16 protein-coding genes are annotated in these 22,224 nt (G+C 49.4%); 13 read left to right on the top strand and 3 right to left on the bottom strand.

The genetic code is table 11. The features are described from left to right. Window positions 1–133 precede the first annotated feature (133 nt). The 6 genes from LMG33818_RS00490 (at window position 134) to LMG33818_RS00465 (ending at window position 5,772) form a co-directional block, all read left to right on the top strand. On the top strand, window positions 134–670 hold the full coding sequence (locus tag LMG33818_RS00490; RefSeq protein WP_442321390.1) for a response regulator transcription factor: 537 nt from the start codon (window positions 134–136) through the stop codon (window positions 668–670). Window positions 671–727: 57 nt separating this feature from the next. Beyond that, window positions 728–1,534, top strand: a complete 807-nt coding sequence (locus LMG33818_RS00485; RefSeq protein ID WP_442321389.1) for an inositol monophosphatase family protein — start codon at window positions 728–730, stop codon at window positions 1,532–1,534. 779 nt (window positions 1,535–2,313) lie between these two features. Further along, window positions 2,314–3,231 (top strand): LysM peptidoglycan-binding domain-containing protein, encoded by a 918-nt coding sequence (locus LMG33818_RS00480; RefSeq protein WP_442321388.1) that lies wholly within the window; start codon window positions 2,314–2,316, stop codon window positions 3,229–3,231. A 75-nt stretch (window positions 3,232–3,306) separates the two neighbouring features. Continuing rightward, window positions 3,307–4,530 (top strand): glycosyltransferase family 4 protein, encoded by a 1,224-nt coding sequence (locus tag LMG33818_RS00475; RefSeq protein ID WP_442321387.1) that lies wholly within the window; start codon window positions 3,307–3,309, stop codon window positions 4,528–4,530. Then, complete coding sequence (locus tag LMG33818_RS00470; RefSeq protein ID WP_442321386.1) at window positions 4,517–5,080, top strand: phosphatase PAP2 family protein; 564 nt, start codon at window positions 4,517–4,519, stop codon at window positions 5,078–5,080. Before LMG33818_RS00475 ends, LMG33818_RS00470 begins: the two co-directional genes overlap by 14 nt. 2 nt (window positions 5,081–5,082) lie before the next feature. Further along, window positions 5,083–5,772, top strand: coding sequence for an alpha-ketoglutarate-dependent dioxygenase AlkB family protein (locus LMG33818_RS00465; RefSeq protein ID WP_442321385.1), 690 nt, complete (start codon window positions 5,083–5,085; stop codon window positions 5,770–5,772). A gap of 170 nt (window positions 5,773–5,942) precedes the next feature. On the opposite strand, the gene gcvT is transcribed toward LMG33818_RS00465, so the two are convergent. Further along, window positions 5,943–7,055, bottom strand: a complete 1,113-nt coding sequence (gcvT, locus tag LMG33818_RS00460; RefSeq protein ID WP_442321384.1) for a glycine cleavage system aminomethyltransferase GcvT — start codon at window positions 7,053–7,055, stop codon at window positions 5,943–5,945. A 595-nt stretch (window positions 7,056–7,650) separates the two neighbouring features. Between gcvT and gcvH the strand changes: the two genes are divergently transcribed. The 3 genes from gcvH to LMG33818_RS00445 all read left to right on the top strand — a co-directional run bounded on the left by gcvH (window position 7,651) and on the right by LMG33818_RS00445 (window position 12,437). Then, window positions 7,651–8,040, top strand: coding sequence for a glycine cleavage system protein GcvH (gcvH, locus tag LMG33818_RS00455; RefSeq protein WP_442321383.1), 390 nt, complete (start codon window positions 7,651–7,653; stop codon window positions 8,038–8,040). A gap of 91 nt (window positions 8,041–8,131) precedes the next feature. After that, a complete protein-coding gene (gcvP, locus tag LMG33818_RS00450) occupies window positions 8,132–11,029 on the top strand; it encodes an aminomethyl-transferring glycine dehydrogenase (RefSeq protein WP_442322157.1) in 2,898 nt (965 codons plus the stop codon). A gap of 181 nt (window positions 11,030–11,210) precedes the next feature. Further along, complete coding sequence (locus LMG33818_RS00445) at window positions 11,211–12,437, top strand: M20/M25/M40 family metallo-hydrolase (RefSeq protein ID WP_442321382.1); 1,227 nt, start codon at window positions 11,211–11,213, stop codon at window positions 12,435–12,437. A 126-nt stretch (window positions 12,438–12,563) separates the two neighbouring features. Here LMG33818_RS00445 and mdoH read toward each other — a convergent pair whose 3' ends face one another. Both mdoH and LMG33818_RS00435 read right to left on the bottom strand, forming a co-directional pair. Then, window positions 12,564–15,131: a glucans biosynthesis glucosyltransferase MdoH gene (gene mdoH / locus LMG33818_RS00440; RefSeq protein ID WP_442321381.1), complete on the bottom strand. Its 2,568-nt coding sequence runs from the start codon at window positions 15,129–15,131 to the stop codon at window positions 12,564–12,566. After that, on the bottom strand, window positions 15,124–16,719 hold the full coding sequence (locus LMG33818_RS00435; protein WP_442321380.1) for a glucan biosynthesis protein G: 1,596 nt from the start codon (window positions 16,717–16,719) through the stop codon (window positions 15,124–15,126). The genes mdoH and LMG33818_RS00435 overlap by 8 nt, the downstream gene beginning before the upstream one ends. A gap of 1,156 nt (window positions 16,720–17,875) precedes the next feature. Between LMG33818_RS00435 and nfo the strand changes: the two genes are divergently transcribed. The 4 genes from nfo to LMG33818_RS00415 all read left to right on the top strand — a co-directional run bounded on the left by nfo (window position 17,876) and on the right by LMG33818_RS00415 (window position 21,890). Next, entirely contained in the window at window positions 17,876–18,724 is an 849-nt protein-coding gene (nfo, locus tag LMG33818_RS00430; RefSeq protein ID WP_442321379.1) for a deoxyribonuclease IV, read from the top strand. A gap of 97 nt (window positions 18,725–18,821) precedes the next feature. Continuing rightward, window positions 18,822–19,109, top strand: coding sequence for a hypothetical protein (locus LMG33818_RS00425; RefSeq protein ID WP_442321378.1), 288 nt, complete (start codon window positions 18,822–18,824; stop codon window positions 19,107–19,109). A gap of 366 nt (window positions 19,110–19,475) precedes the next feature. After that, window positions 19,476–20,312 carry an undecaprenyl-diphosphate phosphatase gene (locus LMG33818_RS00420; protein ID WP_442321377.1) on the top strand — a complete coding sequence of 279 codons (837 nt, stop codon included), beginning with the start codon at window positions 19,476–19,478 and terminating at the stop codon, window positions 20,310–20,312. Window positions 20,313–20,813: 501 nt separating this feature from the next. Beyond that, window positions 20,814–21,890, top strand: coding sequence for a lactonase family protein (locus LMG33818_RS00415; protein ID WP_442321376.1), 1,077 nt, complete (start codon window positions 20,814–20,816; stop codon window positions 21,888–21,890). The last annotated feature ends 334 nt before the right edge of the window (window positions 21,891–22,224 follow it).

Genomic DNA, 22,224 nt, shown 5'->3' with positions numbered 1-22,224 from the left:
TATTGCCCCCATTTCAAGGGTGAAGTAAATGGCTACAAGGATGATTTCAGCTGAGCGCTCCTTGTAAATCAGAAGTATTCGAGAACATGCAAGGCTCGGTTTAAACGCCTGTCCAACCAGGAGAATAAGCGCCATGGCGCATGCCCAAAATTTTCTGATCATTGACGACGACGAGTTCTTTTCGCGCACCATGGAGCGTGCGATGAAAAGACGTGGATTTGATGTCCAGATCGCCAACACGGCTGAGGACGCCCTGGCTATTGCCCACCAGCATCCGCCTGCCTATGCAACTGTTGATCTTAAGCTTGAGTCCAGCTCCGGACTAAAACTACTGCCTGAGCTTCTGCGTATTCACCCCGCCTGCAAGGCAGTGATCCTGACCGGATACTCCAGTATTTCAACAGCTGTCGAAGCCATCAAACTGGGGGCTGTCAACTATTTGTGTAAACCCGTGGATGCCGACGAAGTGCTGCATGCACTCAACCATGACACGCCAGACCCGGACGCAGAAATTGCCTCACATCCTCCTTCGGTCAATCGACTGACATGGGAACATATTCAGCGGGTTTTACAGGAAAATGATGGCAACATTTCCGCCGCGGCGCGAAGCCTCGGGATGCACAGGAGAACTCTGCAACGCAAATTGCAGAAGCGTCCCGTAAAACGTTGATGCAACGGTTTAAACGGCAACCAATATCAGCTACCACCACCCAACAAGGAGTATTTTGTGTCCACCGTATCACTTGAAGAGCGTTTGGATTTTACCCTCGAACTGGCTAAAAAGGCGGGAGACACGATTCGTCGTTTTCGCGAAGAGGCTTCCTTCAACAAGAACCTGAAACGGGGTGTGGAACTCGTCACAGATGCTGATATTGCCGTCGACACCCTTATTAACGATGCCCTCTCCAGCCACTTCCCCAACGATGGCCGGTTAACAGAAGAACTTTCGCCGGATCTTAGCGACGTTAACCCCAACGACGCACTATGGATTGTGGACCCCATCGATGGCACAGTAAATTTTGCCCATGGTCATCACCATGTTGCTGTCTCCATTGCATGGGCTATCAATGGTGAAATTCAGCTGGGCGTTGTACATGCTCCCTTCCTGAACGAAACATATAGCGCCATACGCGGAAAAGGCGCATGGTTGAATGATCAACCCATCAAGGTAAGTGGCGAAACCGATCTGAATGCATCCCTGGTGGCTACCGGTTTTTCATATTCACGCGAAGAACGTTTTGCCCAACTGAAGCTGCTCTCCCAAGTCCTGCCCTATTGTCAGGATATACGTCGTATCGGTTCAGCTGCACTTGATATCTGTGCCGTTGCCAGTGGCCGCATGGAAGCATTCTATGAAACCGTCAACCCCTGGGATTTTGCAGCGGGCCACCTGATCGCGAGTGAAGCAGGCGCATTTACCGGACATTTTTCCACCAAACCCGCCCACATTCCTGAAGAGCTTTATGGCAAGGATCTTGTGGTTTGTACGCCTGGTATCACGAATGATTTGATGAGGCGTCTGCAAGGCGAATAAGCAATTACATAAGGTGGAATCCAGCCACTGATCTGTAGAGGTTATTTTCGAGCAATATTGAAGATGGATTCCACCTACTCTTGTATAACTGCCCAATATAGGAACGCGCCAGCAAAAGGCAACGATAACATTTCAATCTTTCCCCAAGCGGCTCAGCTGAATTCAATCCCCTCACGCACGTGCTTGAAACCTTTCGCTCATAGCCATATGAGCTTGTTATGCAATTGGAAACCATCTACGCCAGTACCAACACTAGGTTATCAATTCCTGACTGTGCAATTCCTGACTATGCTGTGAATGGCCTCCCATTTCCGTTCATTCACCCGCACCACCATTGATTGACTTTCATCTCTGACTCATGAATTCCTGGTGCCAGTGCGTGCCTCAAAAATTCCAAGGCTTTTGGCTTTTGGCTTTTGGCTTTTGGCAATGAAGTTCTGGAAAACATTTTTTCGCCATAGCTGTATGGCTGGAAAGGTGGGCAAAGAAGATCAAGCGCAGACGTGTGACCAAACAGGAAGATGCTCCAAGGTAGCTATACAGTGATTATTTCAGTACGAAGACCAGTTATAGATAGAAAGCGCCATTGTTTTCGCAACCAACTGAAATTACAGTTGTTCACAGCTCTTTACGTGAATAGGGATCATTTTTTTAATTGATATCGCCATTTTCTGTTAACCTTGCCAGAATACTTTTTTTACATTTATTTTTTATCGTATTTATCCAAATACGTTTCTCGTTACATGGAAAATCTTCCTGGACACGTCAAGTTTCATTGCATGAAACGTTCTACAGGTAAGTTGTCCAGACAGGAGGCCTTCGGCTCAGGAATGATCAAAATCAGTTCACCGACAACTTTATTGGGGTTAGCCTGCCTTCTGCTAACCAGTTTGCTAACAGCATGTGCCAGCAACTCTATCGGTTCCAACGGCCAAGGCGGCTGGTATCAGGTTCGCACTGGGGATTCAATGGGCCGTGTAGCTCAGCGTTATCATATCCCTCTGTTAAGGTTGCAACGACTTAATCCCCAATTGGGTGGTACGGGACTGAGAGCAGGAGAGCGCATTCGTCTCCCCTCTTCCGTTGAACGTGCCCCCGGGCGCGGCACCTACAAATATATTGTTCGTCAGGGCGACACCATTGCCGGGCTGGCGCGCGAATTCTCAACGTCCACGGCGGCAATACAACATGCCAACCCCGGACTGAATATCCATCATATTGGTATAGGACGGCTGATTCGTCTTCCTGTAGGCTCCCGTACAAACAGTAGCAACGCTAACGGGGCTATCCGACAACCCGCTCCCGAGCCAATACCTGCCGGTGTGGGCCCATGGCCATGGCCCTTGCCCGGCGCGACAGTCACCCGTGAATTTGGCGTTGACAGCCGCGGTATACTGGAACCCATGCTACTGACTGCATCGACTACCTACACTGCACGCTCTTCGGTTTCCGGGAGTGTCAGCTTTGCCGATAACATGCGCCAGCTGGGAGGGGTTGTCATTATTCATACGGCACATGATATGCAAGTCGTCTATGCTCAATGCGCAGCGCTTTATGTCAAAAATGGGCAATCGGTCTCTACCGGCACACCAGTTTGCATGATCAAGCCCAGCACACCTGCGGCCAAAGCACAGTTGATTTTTGATGTCAGGCATGCGGGCAAACCAGTTGATCCACGCCGAGTATTGGGCAAATGATTCACTTTGACAAAGTGCCATGCACTCCTATGAGTCAAACAAGCTTGACGATGGCTAGTGATAAGGAAGTTATTCGTGAAATCCCGCGTTTCTGCTGAAGTAAAAGCCAAACAGGCAGGCTCTTTTCACGAACATGCGCCTGCACAAAGGCCGATGACGGTTGCCTTTGTGAGTGAAACATGGCAGCCAGAGGTGAATGGGGTTACCCATACCATGAGCAAACTGGTCGATTGCCTCTATCAGAAAGGCTATACCCTGCAATTGGTGCGCCCCCGCCCCGACGATGGTTCACATGCTTCCCATATGTCCGGGGAGTTGCAGGTTAAAGCACTTCCTGTATTTGACTATGATGGCGTACACATGGGGTTTATCAGGCCAAAGCGTTTAAGACACTACTGGGAAAATAATAGACCGGACGTAATCTATATTGCCACTGAAGGTCCGCTCGGCATGGTAGCACTCAGGGTTGCACGCCAATTGAATATTCCGGTTGTCAGTGGCTTTCATACCAACTTCGAGCATTACAGCCAGTATTATATCCTACTCCGCATGGTTCACCCTTTTGTTCGAACTTTTTTGCGCCGTTTCCACAACAAAACGAATGCCACACTGGTACCCACTCAACGTCAGGCTGACAGCATGACTCAATCAGGCTACACGACGGTGAAGGTGATGGGGCGTGGATTGGATACACAACATTTTTCGCCTTCCTTTCGTAGTGATGCCCTGAGACGATCATGGGGAGCAGAAGAAAATTCGTGTGTTGCACTCTATGTGGGGCGACTTGCGGTCGAAAAAAACGTAGAATTACTCATTCGTACCCTGAAAGCCTTACGCTCCGCCAATCCCGAGCAGGTTGCGGTCATTGTGGGTGAAGGCCCCTTGCGTGCTAAACTGAAAGAAGAAGTGCCGTGGGTGAAGTTTGCGGGCTTTAAACATGATCAAGCGCTATCCGAATATTATGCCAGTGCTGATCTTTTTCTGTTTCCCTCATTATCGGAAACATTCGGTAATGTTGTAACAGAAGCCATGGCGAGCGGCCTTGCGGTACTGGCCTTTGATTATGCAGCAGCAAGCGAGTTGATCATAAAGGGTAAAAACGGCATGACTGTACCTTGTGATAATGAAGATGCTTTTGTCGAAAGTGCAGTCAAGCTCGCCAGTGATATTTCAACTGTGCATGCCCAGGGCGTCAATGCCAGCCAAAAAGTAGCGGGACTCAATTGGGAAAATATTGGTGAGACATTTATTGACTACCTGCATCAGGCGCAAGAGGAGAATGTGAATGATGCGCGATAAAGTGGAACCGCTCTTCAAACGGTTGGACATGCTGGAGTGGCGAGCCTGTAACCAGCTTACCCGGTTAAGTGCCTGGCAACCCATCCTGTGGGTTATGCGTGCCGCCAGTTGGTTGGGAGACTATCCGGGCTGGATTATTTTGTGCATCAGCATGCCGGCCCTCTATGGGATGCGTTATTGGGCATTGGCTATCAGCTGGGGGCTGTGTGCCGCTGTGGGTGGCCTGATCTACCGTATCCTCAAAAATCTGCTGGGTCGGGAACGCCCCTATATCTCATTCAGCAAGATTCGTTGCAGCATGCCTCCCATGGATCGCTATAGTTTTCCCAGTGGGCACACGCTGCACGCAGTAATGTTTCTGACATTAACGCATCACTTCATGCCCCAATACATGTTCATCGTGCTGCCTTTCGCACTGACCGTCATTGCATCCCGCATTATTCTAGGGCTTCACTATTTCACTGATGTGATTGCTGGTGCGCTGATTGGTTATGCCATGGCCTGTTTGGGTATCTTTGCCGTCAATAACGTCTTCACTGGCTGGTTTTAGCCATGGCCCCCCTGAATCTCAGGGAATCGCATCATAACGGCTGGTACCAGAGCACCGCCTACCCTTCGCTCTGGTACTGCCCACATTGGCTTACGCCATCAGAAGGCAGCGCACTCTTTGATCAACTTGATCATTCACTCGAGTGGGAACAACCAACACTTACCCTATTTGGCAAAACACACCGGATTCCTCGCAGCCAGTGTTGGGTAGGAGAGCGTGGATTGACGTACCGCTACTCCAATAAAACCTTCCATCCCCAACCGTGGCCTGATTTTCTCGAGAAGACCAATCAACGCATCAATCGCGCTATTGCTCAGCTCTCCCTGACCGAAGGCTGGCCGAGACCATTGCCCATGAACAGCATGTTGGCGAACCGCTATAAGGGTGGCACTCAAAAAATGGGCTGGCATAGTGATGATGAGGCAGAATTGGGACCTGATCCCATCATTGTCTCTCTTAGTGTGGGAGAAAGCCGTGACATGCGCTTTCGCCCTACCTCCCGTTTTGCCAAAGTCATCAGGGATGATCCACATCGGTCCAGCCACTTTCCATTAATACTTCCGCTTACACACGGCAGTTTATTGATCATGGGGCCTGGCAGCCAACGTGATCTCCAACACGAGATCCCCCAACGAAAAAAAGCCGAAGGGTCACGGATAAACCTGACCTTTCGGCATATCATTCCTACATAACACGAGGTTTTTTTAACGCTTCCAGCCTATAAGGCGTTGCCAGCTTTCCACGTCCGCCGTCACAGCCTCGTAGCCTCCAGACTCGGCTGAGGGGCAAGCCGGACTCGAGAAGAGGCACCACCCGACACCGACAACTGCAGTATTACCATACGTACCTGTATCAATCACTCTCAGCCACGATAATAACGTGCTGGTACAAAGGGCATTTTGTTGATCGTCATGGGTAATTTCTTGCCTCTGACTTCCGCAAAAACCTGCGTTCCCACCTCGGCAAGCTCAGTTTCAACATAACCCATGGCAACCGGTTTACCGACAGAAGGACCGAAGGTGCCCGACGTCACATGACCAACTTCCCGCTCTTTTTCATCAAACAATTTGGCTCCCTCCCGTATGGGCGCTCTGCCCTCACCCAACAAGCCGACGCGGCGATGAAGTTCATCTCGGTTAATCAAGCGCGATACAATCACTCCTGCGCCGGGAAAACCCGCTTCATGTTCCCCGCCCTGTCGACGGCTCTTACCAATTGCCCAGATCAGATTGGCGGACACCGGATCAGTTTTCTGATCAATATCATGCCCATACAGACACAAGCCTGCTTCAAGGCGAAGAGAGTCGCGTGCACCTAAACCAATGGGCTCGACTTCCGGGTTTTCCAGCAGTTGACGGGCAAATTTTTCTGCAAACTGATTGGGGACCGAAATTTCGAAGCCATCTTCTCCGGTATAACCGGAACGGCTTACCCACAGGGAGTGTCCTTCCAATTCATATCGCGCATGTTGCATAAATGTCAGCTGCCCTGATTCAGGCAACAAACGGGCCAGTACTTCCGCGGCGGCAGGTCCTTGCAATGCCAATAATGCCCGTTCTTCGAGGAGGTCCACTTGAACACCCTCCATACCGGTACGAAGAATGGCGAGATCCTGCTCCTTGCAGGCGGCATTCACGACAAGGTAGAGATGATTGCCTGCATTGACCGTCATGAAGTCATCGTAAATGCCTCCTTCGGACGTGGTGAAGAAGCTGTAGCGCTGTTGTCCTTCCTCCAATCCGACAAAATCTGCGGGAGCCAGCGCCTCGAGTTGTTCAGCAAGACGCTCACCGTGAAGCTCCACCTGCCCCATATGTGACACATCAAAGAGCCCACAGGCACTTCGCGTATGTTCATGTTCACGTTTAACGCCAAGTGCAAACTGAACAGGCATTTCATAACCGGCAAAGGGGACAAATTTCGCACCACACTCTTCATGAAGAGCATATAACGGTGTTCGTTTGAGGCTACACATAAGGGGCTCCGTTAACCTTCTTCAGATATCCGAAGGGCAATAATAAAAGGGTCATCCATGAAAATGGGCGGCTACTAAAGGTTTCTTTCCATTCATGGTAACAATGGAAAGAAAAGAGTGCCCACACTTATTCTTGTTGTTCAGGCAAGAGTAACAAAGGTTAACCCATTTGGCTCTTTTTTCTATGTACGCAAAACTTTCTATCAACCCAACGTTTTCCATTTACTTTACTCGAGGTTTCTTTTAGCAACCCAATTTCCCTCTATCTCCATTGCTTTTCTACCAGACGTGTTCCGATAACATGCGTTTCAATAAAGGCCTCTTCGATAAAGACCTTTTCAATATATAGTCTCTCAAGTGGATAAATAATGATCTCAAGGGCTGATAGAAGCTAACTGAATTTCTATCAATATAATTGAGACCAATGTCTGAAAAGGACCTCAGCCTCACATTACGAACAGATAGAAAAGCCAACCGACAAAACAAAAAAAGTTTCTGTTAACTTATGTACTTCTTTACTGGCTCATCGCCATTGCATGCGGCATAATTTACCTGTTTTCTTCTTCCAATAAATAACTGCTTCAGGAAAACCGACATGAGCAACATCCCGCAACAGCTACTCTACACCGACAGTCACGAATGGGTTCAGGACAACGGTGACGGCACGGTAACCATTGGCATTACCGATCATGCTCAGGAAGCTCTGGGAGACGTCGTTTTTGTCGAACTCCCTGAAGCAGGTGCAACCATCGACATTGGGGACGAATTTGGCGTAGTGGAATCCGTCAAGGCAGCATCAGACCTGTACGCCCCTATTTCCGGTGAAGTACTGGAAAGCAACGCCTTGCTGGAAGACTCTCCCGAAACATTGAATGAACAACCCTACACGGATGCATGGTTGGTAAAGGTCAAGATCAGTGATCAGGATCAACTAAAAGAATTGCTTGACGCCGACGCATACAGCGAACTGGTCGAAAACGAATAGCTCCTGATTCATTCCCGATTCCCGGTAATACATGTCACGCACGCTGGCCGCACTCAGCGTGCTTTATTGGTTTAAGCAGGTAACCACCGCCATGGCCCTTGATACCCGTGCCCTTGCCGATCTGGCTGCTCATGATGACTTCATCTATCGCCATATAGGCCCTCGACCAGAAGATAATACTCAGATGCTTCAACGCATCGGTGAAGCTTCTGTAGATTCATTGATTCGCCATACCATCCCGGATGATATTCGACTGCAGGGCGAGCTACCGCTCGAAAATGCCAAGAGTGAACGTGATACGCTGACGTATCTGAAAGGGCTGGCGCAACATAACCAGGTTGCGAAAAGCTATATCGGTATGGGGTATTACGATACGCTGATGCCTACTGTTATCACCCGTAATGTGTTGGAGAACCCCGGCTGGTATACCGCCTATACGCCCTACCAGCCTGAAATCAGTCAGGGCCGTCTGGAAGGCCTGCTGAATTTCCAGCAGATGATTATGGATTTCACCGGAATGCCGCTGGCAAACGCTTCACTGCTGGATGAAGCAACTGCTGCTGCGGAATCCATGGCCCTGTGTGCTCGTGGTAACAAAAAGGCAAAACGCTGCAACCGCTTCTTTGCGGCCAAGGATCTGTTCCCACAAACACTTGATGTATTGAAGACACGTGCGGGCTATTTGGGTTTTGAACTGATCATTGATGAGCCCGCCAACCTCGGGCAATACGATGTGTTTGGCGCACTATTCAGTTATCCCGGGGAATCAGGTGACGTATCAAATATTGAAGCCCTGATCGAAAACGCGCATGCACAAGAGGCCATGGCATGTGTGGCTGCCGACCTGCTGAGTCTCGCGGTATTAGAAGCCCCCGGCCACAAAGGCGCTGATATCGTTTTGGGCAGTGCCCAGCGCTTCGGTGTCCCCATGGGATTCGGCGGGCCACATGCCGCGTTCTTTGCTGTCAGTGACACACTCAAACGTGCCATGCCCGGACGCGTCATCGGCATTTCACGTGATCGTCATGGGCAACAGGCTCTACGAATGGCCATGCAAACCCGAGAGCAACACATTCGCCGCGAGAAAGCCACGTCCAATATCTGTACAGCGCAGGCGTTGCTTGCCAATCTGGCGGGCTTTTATGCGGTCTATCACGGCGCCGAGGGAATTTCGCGTATTGCCAACCGCGTTCATCGTCTGACACATATACTGGCCACAGGGCTGACCTCCAAAGGTATTCGGATTCGCAATCAGCACTATTTTGATACGCTTACACTGGATGAACTTGATCACAACGTCATTCAGGGCCGTGCCATGGAAGCCAACCTGAACCTGCGTTATCGACAGGATGGTGGTATCGGCATCAGTCTGGATGAGACCACCGCGATTGAAGATGTAGCAACCCTTTTTGACGTGTTATTGGGGCGTGGTCACGGACTCTCTGTTGTTCAATTGGATGAGCAACATCATGAGGAGCATGGTTTACCGGAAAACGCGGTACGTTCAACCGATTACCTGACCCATCCGACATTCAAACGGTACCGTTCCGAAACGGAAATGCTGCGTTATCTGAAACGGTTGGAGAATAAAGACCTCTCCCTGACGCATGCGATGATTCCGTTGGGTTCGTGTACGATGAAGCTGAACGCAACCAGCGAGATGCTACCCATTACCTGGGCTGAATTTGCCAACATACATCCGTATGCACCCAAGGATCAGGTCAGTGGTTATCAGCAGATGATCGATGAGCTTTCGCATTCACTGCTCACGATTACCGGTTATGATGCCATTTCCATGCAGCCCAACTCAGGTGCTCAGGGGGAATATGCAGGACTACTGGCTATTCGCCGCTATCAGGCCGCTCAGGGCGAGTCACATCGCAATATCTGCCTGATCCCCAGCTCTGCCCATGGTACCAATCCAGCTTCTGCAGCCATGGCACAGCTCAAGGTTGTCGTGGTTGAATGCGATGATTCAGGCAATGTGGATATTGAAGACCTGAAGGCCAAGGCTGAAAAGCATGCGGATAATCTTGCTGCCATCATGATTACCTACCCTTCTACACATGGCGTGTTTGAAGCGCGTGTACGGGAAGCTTGCGAGATCGTGCACCAGCATGGCGGGCAGGTCTATATCGACGGTGCCAACATGAATGCGCAAGTGGGCCTTTGCCGCCCTGGGGATTACGGCGGTGATGTTTCCCACTTGAACCTGCACAAAACCTTCTGCATTCCTCATGGTGGAGGTGGCCCGGGCATGGGCCCCATTGGCGTGAAATCCCATTTGGCGCCCTATTTGCCCGACCACGTGGTGACGCCATCCACTGAGGCGAATGAAGCCAACCATGCCGTTTCGGCAGCAGCCAACGGCAGCGCCTCTATCCTGCCCATTTCGTGGGCGTATATCACCATGATGGGCGCTATCGGCCTGCGTAAGGCAACCGAGCAGGCCATTTTAAATGCCAACTATATTGCCGCACGTCTGAAGGATGATTATAGCGTCCTCTACACCGGTGAAGCCGGTCGTGTAGCGCACGAGTGCATTATCGATATCCGTCCCATCAAGGCAAAAAGCGGTATCAGCGAAGAAGATATTGCCAAGCGTTTGATCGATTATGGCTTCCACGCTCCCACTATGTCTTTCCCAGTGGCGGGTACTCTAATGATCGAGCCGACGGAGTCTGAATCGCTGTACGAACTTGACCGTTTTTGCGATGCCATGATCGCTATTCGGCGTGAGATTGCGCGTGTTGAATCAAGTGAATGGACGCACGAAGATAACCCTCTTGTTAACGCGCCACATACTCAAAATGACCTGATGGCCCCATGGGATCATCCCTATTCCATCGAAACGGCCTGCTTCCCCACGGCAGCAACGCGCGAGGCTAAATTCTGGCCTTCCGTCAGCCGTGTCGATAATGTGTATGGTGATCGCAATCTGGTCTGTAGCTGCGCCCCCATTGATGTGTATCGCGATATGAGTGAGTGAGCCGATGATTTTGCTGGGCAACGCCATACGTTCGCTCCAACAGCAATACCAGCACAACCTGTTTCAGCTATAACTTTAGCATCTGACACAACTTTAGCTTCTGACACAAATACAGCTTCTAACACAACTACAGCTGTAATTACGACAACGACAACACACGTAACAGGATGAGAGGATTCCAATGAGTGAGCAGAAACCGTGGGAAGCACCACTAGACAATGCCAACTTCGAACTGATCAAGAAGATTCTCGCAGCGCCGAGCCCAATCGGACTTGAAGGTGCAATGACGTACGGTGTACTGAAACCCTATTTTGAAAGCTTTGCCCCTGATAGCTGGAAAATCCACCAGTTCAAAGGAAACGCAGGCATCGTACTGGATACCCATCCGGGACGTGACGACATGTTCTCCATCATGTTGATTGGTCACGCTGACAAAATTCGTATGCAGGTTCGCTCTATCGGTGAAGATGGCAAAATCTGGGTCAATACCGATTCCATGTTACCCAACGTGCTGGTCGGGCATGAAGTCAGTCTGTTCAGTGAAGACCCCGAAGCGCCCGGTGAATTCCGCCGTATTGACGGAGGAACCATTGAAGCACTGGGTGCCATCCATTTTGCAGATGGCCCAACGCGTACCGGTGAACGCGGTATTCGCAAGGAACAGATCTACCTTGATCTGCAAATCCATGGCGATAACAAGAAACAACAGGTATTGGACCTGGGTGTGCGCCCCGGGGATTCCATTATTTTCAACCGCCCGATTCGTCGCGGTTTTAGTCCTGATACTTTCTATGGTGCCTATCTGGATAACGGCCTGGGATGTTATGTAACGGCCGAGGTGGCTCGTCATATCGCTGAAGCAGGCGGCACTGAAAAAGTACGCGTTTTATTCGCGATTGCGACACATGAAGAGATTGGTCGATTCGGCAGCCGTACTCTGGCAGGCGAACTCAAACCGGATGCTATCATCGGTGTCGATGTCAATCATGATTATGTTGCAGCACCTGGTATTGGTGATCGGCGTGTTCAACCGCTCGAGATGGGTAAAGGCTTTACACTTGCGGTAGGTGCCATTGCCAGCACGCAACTTAACACCGTCATTCAAAAAGCGGCCAAGGAACATGGTATTCCGGTCCAGCTTGATGTAAATGGTCGTGACACTGGTACTGACGGTATGGCCGGGGTACTTGCCTCCATTGACAGCGCTGCTACGTCCGTTGGCTTCCCTGTGCGTAACATGCATACCATCTCGGAAACCGGCAATTTCAAGGATTTGCTCGCTGCCATCTATGCGATGACCTACAGCATTCAAGACCTGGACAAATTGCCTGATGTTCACAAAGCTTTCACCGATACTCATTCGCGTCTTGATACTGCAACCACGCTGAAGCATCCTGAAAGCAAATAAGTAGTATACTAGACGGCATTATCTGAGCATCTTGAAATAAAAAGCCCCCACACTCCAATATATAATGAGTGTGGGGGCTTTTTTCATTCACCTTTTACAAATCAGACAAAGGCGACGAGCACGGCATCAGGGTTTTTGCAGGTTGTCCTCACGACTTACCGAGTCTACCCAGGATGGGAACTTCTCATATGATTCCCATACAGCATAGTGTAAGCGTGACAGCATCACCGGATCATCCAACAAAGCAACTTTCACCGGGCCGGCCAGATTTTGGGGGCCGACAACCAACGCTTGACGCACCAACTCATTACGGCGCGCTTCCAACAATTCGGATTTACCGTGTCGGGCAAATCCCATTGCACAGGCCACCGCATTGGCCACAGGTGAAACAACACTGTCTGAAAACGTGGGGCCAAGCCCTCTTCTACGACTTTCGGCGTTGAACTTCCATGTCCGCCGTAACACACGTGCAGGGTGAGATTCATCAGGTGTCAGGAACAAACGACGCTTGCGTGCACCAATACCAAGACTCACCTTACTCGATATCACGGAAACAGGAATGGACAACACTAGTGCGCCCACTATCGGTGAAAGCCACATGAGAAAGCGAGGGTCCAGCCATATCACGATAGCGATCCATACAACACCCAGGATGGTTTGTCCGATATGGCGATGGAATGCATCCCCCCAGCTTGTTTCTGCACCTTCGCGATCAGGGGATTTCCATTTCACCTTGATACCAAACAGGGCGCCCAGCACAAACTTCGTGTGAAACAGCATGCGAACCGGTGCCAGCAGCATGGAGAATATGGATTCGATCACCATACTGACAAAAAGCCGTATGGCTCCCCCATACCCCGCGGCTCCCTTGCAGGCGATCAAAATCACGCTCAGGAACTTGGGCAGGAAGAGCAATACAATGGTGGTTGAAAATAGCCCCACGGCTCGCCATGGATGCCACTCGGGCCATGTAGGAAACAGCTGCATCGGCTGAGTAAAATAGGTCGGTACGGCAAATGTCGATACCGCCAGCATTGCTGTGGACAATATCAGAAACAGGAACCACAACGGCGCCGAAAGATACGACATGACTCCGGTCACAAAGACCATTCTGTGAACCGGATGCATCCCCTTCACAAAGAGAAGGCGAATATTCATCAGGTTACCCTGACACCATCGTTGGTCGCGCTGGATTTCTTCGATCAGATTAGGGGGTAGCTCTTCATAACTACCAGGTAGATCATAAGCGATCCATACCCCATAGCCGGCACGACGCATGAGTGAAGCTTCAACAAAATCGTGAGACAGGATCTCCCCGGAGAGCGAACCTTTTCCCGACAGGGGTGCCAACGAACAATAGCGCATGAAGGGGTCGACGCGAATAATGGCATTGTGCCCCCAATAGTGGGATTCACCCAGCTGCCAGAAATGCAAACCGGCCGTAAAGAGAGGCCCATACACTTTCGTGGCAAACTGCTGCAAACGCGCATACAAGTTGTTTGCACCCGCAGCAACTGGGGCACTTTGAATCAGGCCGGCATTCGGATTGGCTTCCATCAACTGAACCAAACGTGTGAGACAAGCACCCGTCATCACACTATCGGCGTCTAGCACCACCATATAGCGATAGTCCGCGCCATAGCGCCTCAGCCAGTCATCCAGGTTACCGCTCTTGCGTTTGACCCTGCGCCTACGGCGCCGATAAAAGATATGATCGAAACCATCCACTTCACGGCACAGGCGCAACCAGGCCGTTTGTTCAGCAACACAAGTATCAGGATCCGCGGAGTCACTACACACATAAATGTCGAAATGATCGAGCTGATTTGCATCCTTGAGGGACAAATAAGTCGCTTTAAGCCCTGCAAATACACGTGATACATCTTCATTAAATATAGGCATGACCAGTGCGGTTTTCGCCTGCGGTCCAATCGGTGTGGACGGGTCAACCGAATCTGCATTGATACTGAAACGATCCTTACCAGTCAGCAATTGGAAGAAGCCCATCAAAGCTGTCCAGAAACCGGAGGAAACCCAGGCAAAAAGGAGCGCAAACAGCGCCATATTGGCATATTCAAGAAGAGTACTACCATGCGCAGGCATGATGGTCGACATGTAACTGACCGCCAGAATACTCTGTGCAATAACCAGAAAAAGCAATATCCAACGGCGAATGCTCCCCACGATACGCCAGTTTCCCCGTTCAGGTCGGGGAATCGGATCACGGCGGCTTTTCCACTCTTTGGTTTTACCACGGCGAAGCTGCACCGCCTTGACGAGGCGGGAGAAAATACCTGTTGTCCAGGGTTTCGGCCCCATGGGAAGGCGATTAATGGGCGGAACCGTTAATAACTGAGCACGCCCGGCAGGATCACGCCTCAAAGTGGGAGCAGGAGCAAGCGAATCAAGACCGTATGCCAGTTCAATTCGCTTGAGTACGGAGACACTTGCCGGATCAGAAGGTTCCTCTTCCCCATTGGCTAACCAGGGATGAAGTGCCGAAAATGAGTGAAGCCGGTTCTGCTCCGACAACAGCTTCTCTTTCTCAGTCTCGGATTCGGTAGAGGCGGCCAATCGTGCCAGGTATTCATTTACCTGAGGATTGTCACCATGCGCCAGCGTTCCTTCTCCTTCTGAAGAGAAAGATGCCCCCTGTGTACTATCTTTGCTGTGGATTGAATTATTATCAGTCATCAGGCTCTTGCACCGTGCTCCAGGTTTCAGAAAGACGATGCCCTGTACCGTCCTTGATGTAAGCGCTCAGATTGATCGGCTGGGAAGAATCCTTTGGGCGGACTTTCAGGATCAAACGGAAACCGTCCGTCACAGGATTACGCACGACCTTATTACTGACAATATTACCGTTTTGATCACCATTGACTTCAGCCGTCACTCCCGAATCCGAAGACATGTCTTTAAGATTCGGGCCCATGAAGTCGATAATATAGGCCGTCGAACCATCTGCCTTACGCACCAGATTATCCTGCATGGTCTCACCGACAGACCGGCGTGTCTGGGATACCCAGGCCAAGTCCGGATTCTGCAGGCGCTGTTCATCGCGAGTGAAAATCATCCGGTATTCATAGTTGACAGGCGTTCCTACCTGAGGCGCATTTTTCGGACGCCAGTACGCAACGATATTATCGTTGGTTTCATCGGGAGTCGGAATTTCAACCAATTCAACCTGCCCGGGGCCCCAATTGCTGGTAGGTTGGATCCACACACTGGGGCGCTGGTCATAGCGCGCATCCAGATCCTGGTAATCGGAAAAATGGTGGTCTCTCTGCATCAACCCGAAGCCACGCAGATTCGGCACGTCTATATCAGTAATGTTCAAACGTGCGGGATTGACCAATTGACGCCATAACCAGGCATCACTGCCGTCCTGTTGAGTAGACTCAATGGATAAGCCATCGGCATCGTGGATCGCCGGACGATAATTCACCGTACTGGAGGGTTCGGACGGGCTGAACAAATACATACTGGTCAGCGGTGCGATGCCTATTTTGGAAATATTGTGGCGTAAAAACAGCTGCTCACGGACATCCACCAACGTGTCCGAACCGGGGCGAACAACAAAACGATAGGCCCCCGTTGCACTGGGTGAATCCAACAGAGCGTAAATCAACAGATAAGGATCATCCGGCTGGGGCTTTGCAATCCAGAATTCACGGAAGCGGGGAAACTCTTCGCCGGTAGATAAAGCAGTGTTGATTGCCAATCCACGCCCGGATGAGCCATAACGCTGGTCAGCACCAATGGCACGAAAATAACTGGCACCCAGAAAGACCATCATCTCTTGCTTGTTGGGTCCATTAAGTGCGTAGTTAACACGAAAGCCAGCATAGCCATTAACCTTTTGCAGATCACTCTGGCTAATTTTGTTATCGCCAAAATCGAATTGGTCCGGACTGTATTGCAACGGTTCAGATTTGCCGTTCACGATCTGGTTGATCTGGACCGGCACATCATAACGCATCCCTTGATGGAAGAAGCTGATGTCAAAGGGAAGATTATCACCCCGCCACAAATCATCCTGACTCTTGAACTGGATTTCGGAATAGTGTTTGTAATCGAGATTGGTCAGTGAATCGGGCAGTTGGCTGGTGGGGGCTTTATAGGCCTGCTGGGAAAGAGTACGAGCCTGATCGGCAACGTCATCGAAATTGAAAGCCAGCACAACCTGAGAAGAAAAAATACCGGCCAGGCCAAGAGAAACAGCAACAACGGACTTTTTCCAGCTCACCGGGGTGATCTTGACGGAAAGTATGCGCAAAGGCACGAAAGACTCCTTATTAAACCCGAGAATCGGCGTTTTGCCTGATTCTTGAGGAAAGCAAATATCCAGCAATAGCCAAACAACAAAAACGTGCGCGATGAATATCAAGGTCGTGAAATCGATACGGGCACAGAACAGATAGGCGAACACCCTGGCATGCACAAAATGCTTATGGCGGTCACCAGCCAACTGATAACCAACCATAAAAACGACAGCAATGATGCCAGCCCTATTGTTTGGTCATGCTTTCATCAGATGATTCTTTTTTATCCATTTGGACGCAGTCAGAGGCCATAAGACCCATACTGTATATCAACCACGTAACAACAACGACATAACAACAGCTGCGTAACCACAGCTACGTAATCACAACTACGTAAACACAACTACACATGACTGCGTATCAGCTACGCACCAACCGCTACTCATAACCACGCATTACATGGGATGGGCTCCATTAAAACAGCTAACGAACGTGCTCGTTCAGGCAACCATGTCGTTACTCTGTTCGGGTCAAAACCACATTCCTGAACTCATCTTACAAGACTGCATGTAGAAAGTATGACAAACCACCACCGCTTTATCAGCAGCTTAAACAAAAAATTGCCACTGATGAATGTACCTCATACAAAACATTACACAGTCATACATTCGTCGCTACAGCTACATGCCGCGTAGTACTTCGGTCCCTGGTTAGTACTTCGGTCCCTGGCAGTACAATCATCCCTGGCACCTCGTCGCCCCTAGTACCACGTCGACCTTAGTACTGCGTCGACCTCAATAGTAGCATATTGTCTGCACGAAAGATGAGAGCACTGGACCACATCGCATCCCGATGCCACCACATCCAATGATGAGGATTCCATTGACCCGGGTACTCAATTGTTGATGCTCATTCATTTGCAAACTCATGGCATGTCTGCCTGAGACCTGGAGCACCTGACAATAGGCGCAAAAGTATTTCTTGTATTTTAAAACATCAGGACGAACAAGCCTCGGCTCCAAATATATCCACTAGGAAAGTAGCTACATATACAGGTATTTTACTCTCTTTGATATTACCCAGCAGGACTTATCATCTGCCCAATACCTATTATCAGTTATAATTAAAGTTTGAATATTCCAAACAGCGCGCGGACGCAGAAAAGGAGTGTAAAAGATGAAATATGTCGGAGCTCATGTAAGCGCTGCCGGAGGTGTTGAAAATGCGGTACAACGTGCAGTGGATATCGGTGCTACGGCGTTTGCACTTTTTACCAAGAACCAGCGCCAATGGAAAGCCAAACCTTTACAAACAGCCAATATCGAGGCTTTCAAAGCGGCCTGCAAAAAGTATCATTTTGGTCCACATCAGATTCTTCCCCATGACAGTTATCTGATTAATTTAGGGCATCCTGAAAAGGAAGGGTTGGAAAAATCCCGTGCGGCATTTCTTGACGAATTACAACGTTGTGAACAATTGGGCATCTCACTTCTCAATTTCCACCCGGGTAGTCACCTGAATAAAATCACGCCATCCAAAAGCTTGAGTTTGATCGCTGAATCCATCAATCAGGCCAATGATAAAACCCGGGGCGTTATTCCAGTCATTGAAAATACGGCGGGGCAAGGTACAAACCTTGGCTACTCTTTCGAACAACTGGCCGAGATTATTGATCAGGTGGAAGACAAATCCCGCATAGGTATCTGCATTGATACCTGCCATGCCTTTGCTGCCGGTTATGATTTGCGAACAGCGGAAAGCACCCGACATGTAGTGGATGAGTTCGATAACATCGTTGGTCTGAAGTATCTGCGCGCCATGCACTTGAATGATGCGAAAAGCACTTTGGGAAGCCGGGTAGACCGACACGATAGCCTGGGCAAGGGGAACATTGGTCTAGAGGGATTTCGTTATCTGATGCAAGAGCCCCGAATTGACGATATCCCCATGATCCTCGAAACCGTGGATATGGATTTATGGCCCAGTGAAATTGCCTGGCTCAAGGAGCAGGCCGATGAAAGCTGAGGGATTTCGCCCTAAAGTATTTTACGATCAGGATCATTTTTCTTTTTAATCCGTCAGGATATTCAACTGGCAAAGACAGGTAACGATAACGTATCCCATGAACGATTTTTTCTCGCAGGCTGGCGCGTTTGTCGGCCACATTCTGAAAAGCATCATTGATTTTTTTCATCAATTCATCGGCTCGATCGGCGGCGCTTTTCATGGCTTCCTGAGCGGACTCGGTGAGTCATTGGGCATCAATCACTCTATCACCGGTATTATCGTCGTAGTGATAGGCATTGTGTTGTTGATCAAGGGCATCGGAAATCTGCGTCGCCAACGTTTTATCTCGGGTATTTTAGCGCTGGTCGTCAGTATTTCGCTTCTTGGGTGGATCATTGGCTAACCCTGTAATGAGCACGAAATCAACCGTCATCATCCACTCCTCATGACGAAACGTTAACATTTAGTGTGAAATGATAAGACCATTATCATGAGTAAGGCCCTGTTCCCATCCTCTCTGATAACGATAGGGCCGCTGTGAACTGGTTTTATTTCACCCTTTCCCACGTCCGCAGGGATTCAGAGCTTGAAATAATAACGTTCGGACCATAGAGTCACGGGCTCGATATGCTGCCTTATTTTCGTATGGCCCTATAATACAAAACATCTTACACCTTAAAAATTCAGATAGTCTTACGGTATTTTTCATGTTGTCAGTATACACAGATGAGCTTGAACTCCCCTTCCCGTTTCCCAAAGGAGCCCAAACATGAATGGGCTATTCCTTTTTTTCCTTGGTATTATTCAGGGAGTCACCGAATTATTCCCCGTCAGCAGCCTGGGACATACACTTCTGGTTCCCGGTATTCTGGGTATCCATCTTGATGAACACGCTCCCCAGCTTATCCCGTTTCTAGTAGCGCTCCACCTGGGAACAGCTGTGGCCCTTCTTTGGTATTTCAAGAACCGTTGGATACAGCTGGTAAAGGGCTTCTGCTGCTCGTGTCAGGGTAAGAAAAATACAGATGGGAACCTGATGTGGACGCTCATCGTTGGTACTATTCCAGCGGGACTGGTCGGGTTGATACTGGAGAAAAAACTTGAAACCGTTTTCCATGACCTGCGCATTGTGGCCGTTGCACTGATTATCAACGGTATTTTGTTATGGTGGGGAGAACGCTTTACGCTCAAGACACCGAACGAAGGCGAATCTGCCATTACGCTCAAACAAGGCTTTTTAATTGGTTTGGCTCAGATTCTGGCACTTATCCCCGGTTTTTCCCGCTCAGGCGTTACCATGATCGCAGGCGGTGCGGCCGGTTTAAGCTCTGCCGCTGCGGCCGAGTTTTCCTTCCTGTTGGGAACGCCCATTATCCTTGCCGCCGGTGTTCTTGAGCTACCCAAGCTATTTGCTCAGCCGTCACAACTCTTGAATGCCATTATTGGTGGTGTACTGACAGGCTTGGCAGCATGGTTCAGCCTGCGTTTTTTGATGAAGTTTTTTGAAGAAAAGGGAAGGCTTTCCAGCTTCGGCGTGTATTGCATTTGCGCCGGCATTCTTGCACTTGCATGGTTCGTTTCTCATCCCTCCCTTGCCACAGCATGAGCAAAACGGGCATGTCAATAATCGGCTTGTAAAGAACATAAAATACAGAGGGAATGACGTTTTAGTCTTTCCCTCAGATTTTCTTTTTCTGTTTTACCGCTAAATTGCTCAATGGTTTTTCTTTTTTATATCAACTAAATCCATACATTAAACATACACTGTTTTTTCAGCCCTACGGAAGTAAAGTTGACTGACATACTTTCGACCCAAAGTTATCCCTCCCCTCTCTTTATTGAAATGCCACTTATAGGAATGCCACGTATTAACCCATGGGCTGACCACATTTGTCGTTGTCGTGACTCATCGTTCACACATCATTATTTTGCAGCTCTACACTGCGTCAATTCGCAAAAGGATTTTCCTTTAAGGACTACGCCGAACAGCAAGCAGGGACAGGATAAAAAGGGAATGAAATACAGTTATCGTCTAAAGCCCAGTTGCAGTGTGATGAAAAAGGCGTGAAGCTAAATAATATCTACTCCACTCAGCATGGATAATTCAATGACTTCTAAACAGGCAGTTTATATTTCTCAGGCCAGCAATGGTGAACTCGCCAGCTTTACACTGGATACTGAGCAGGCGACACTCACGCCGACCGGCAGGATTTCATTGGGTAGCAAAGTATCTACTCAGTCCTTTCTGGAGAAAAACAATACTCTCTTTGTCGCCCGTAGCGATTTACCCTCCTATTATATTGAAACATTCCGTGTTGATCGCCATGACGGTTCACTCCATCAACGCCATACTGTACGAGTCAACAAGGGGACAGCGTATCTATTTGCAGAACCGTCGGGGCGCTACCTACTATCAGCATCCTATGGGCAAAACTGTTTGCTTGTATATCGGGTTGAAGATTTACAGTATGACGAAGCCGAGCCTGTGAGTGTTATTCAGGATATCCCTCGCGCCCACGCCATCATAACGTCACACGACAGTATGTTCGCCTACGCAACATCACTCAAGAGCGACAAAGTGCTTGCTTATACGCTAGACACGAATGGACAGCTCAGTCCGATTGAAACCATTGATCTCGAGGCAGGATTCGGACCACGTCACCTGGTACTGTCGAAGGATGAAAAAACGCTTTACGTTTTGAGTGAATTGGATGGCCGCATCGCTTCCTTCCGCAGAGACACTAAAACAGGAGAATTGGGAGCCGTCACCCTGTCGTCCTCCCCATCCCCGCTCACCCATCTCAAGGCAGGATTACCACGCCCCGACGCCTCTGATAATGAACAATTGGAGCAGGAGACAGTAAAAGACTGGATCTGGGCCGCTGATCTTCACCTTACAGAGAACCCACTGCGCGTCATCGCATCCGAACGTACGAGCAGCCAGTTGCTGACTTACGAGGGAAAGGACAATAACTTGCTTGAATGCGTATCAGCGACGGCCTGTCCGCGACAACCCAGAGGCTTCGGAATTGATGCAACTGGCAAATACCTGGTAGCGACTGGGGAATTATCCAATACGATTGCATTGTATAAGCTTGAGGAAAGAGGAGATATGACCCTTATACAAGAGGTCAAAACGAATGCGGGTGGCAATTGGATAAGTATCATCCTAATGGATAATTGATAAATGAATCACAATCTGGGAATCAATTTTTTATAAAGGGTTGCTGATTCAGATTTTTGCTATATGATTTGAACCTGCATAAGCAAAATTGACCAGCGAGAACAAATAAAGTAGGCCTTCTGTATACTGAATCCATTGTGTTGAATGGTTTCTCGGTCTCCTGTTTATTTGCGCAGTAAAGAGATAACAGATGATATGGACATCCAAATATTGTCTATACATAAAAAAACCGCGGAGATGACAGAGTCACCGCCGCGGCAATCCGCTAACGTCGGCTGGGAACCTTGTGCCGACAAAAATTAAGATAATATTAAAATTTGCAAGCAACATTCTT

It is taken from the genome of Cernens ardua (assembly GCF_051251085.1).
GTDB lineage: Bacteria > Pseudomonadota > Gammaproteobacteria > Pseudomonadales > Halomonadaceae > Cernens > Cernens ardua.
The sequence above is the reverse complement of the archived record's forward strand: the minus strand, read 5'-3'. Positions and strand labels throughout refer to the sequence as shown.

Bases quoted from the DNA above. Each gene is read 5' to 3' on its own strand.
- LMG33818_RS00490 (WP_442321390.1), top strand. From the start codon at position 134: ATGGCGCATGCCCAAAATTTTCTGATCATTGACGACGACGAGTTCTTT.
- LMG33818_RS00480 (WP_442321388.1), top strand. From the start codon at position 2,314: ATGAAACGTTCTACAGGTAAGTTGTCCAGACAGGAGGCCTTCGGCTCA.
- LMG33818_RS00470 (WP_442321386.1), top strand. From the start codon at position 4,517: ATGATGCGCGATAAAGTGGAACCGCTCTTCAAACGGTTGGACATGCTG.
- LMG33818_RS00465 (WP_442321385.1), top strand. From the start codon at position 5,083: ATGGCCCCCCTGAATCTCAGGGAATCGCATCATAACGGCTGGTACCAG.
- gcvT (WP_442321384.1), bottom strand. From the start codon at position 7,055: ATGTGTAGCCTCAAACGAACACCGTTATATGCTCTTCATGAAGAGTGT.
- gcvH (WP_442321383.1), top strand. From the start codon at position 7,651: ATGAGCAACATCCCGCAACAGCTACTCTACACCGACAGTCACGAATGG.
- gcvP (WP_442322157.1), top strand. From the start codon at position 8,132: ATGGCCCTTGATACCCGTGCCCTTGCCGATCTGGCTGCTCATGATGAC.
- LMG33818_RS00445 (WP_442321382.1), top strand. From the start codon at position 11,211: ATGAGTGAGCAGAAACCGTGGGAAGCACCACTAGACAATGCCAACTTC.
- mdoH (WP_442321381.1), bottom strand. From the start codon at position 15,131: ATGACTGATAATAATTCAATCCACAGCAAAGATAGTACACAGGGGGCA.
- nfo (WP_442321379.1), top strand. From the start codon at position 17,876: ATGAAATATGTCGGAGCTCATGTAAGCGCTGCCGGAGGTGTTGAAAAT.
- LMG33818_RS00425 (WP_442321378.1), top strand. From the start codon at position 18,822: ATGAACGATTTTTTCTCGCAGGCTGGCGCGTTTGTCGGCCACATTCTG.
- LMG33818_RS00420 (WP_442321377.1), top strand. From the start codon at position 19,476: ATGAATGGGCTATTCCTTTTTTTCCTTGGTATTATTCAGGGAGTCACC.
- LMG33818_RS00415 (WP_442321376.1), top strand. From the start codon at position 20,814: ATGACTTCTAAACAGGCAGTTTATATTTCTCAGGCCAGCAATGGTGAA.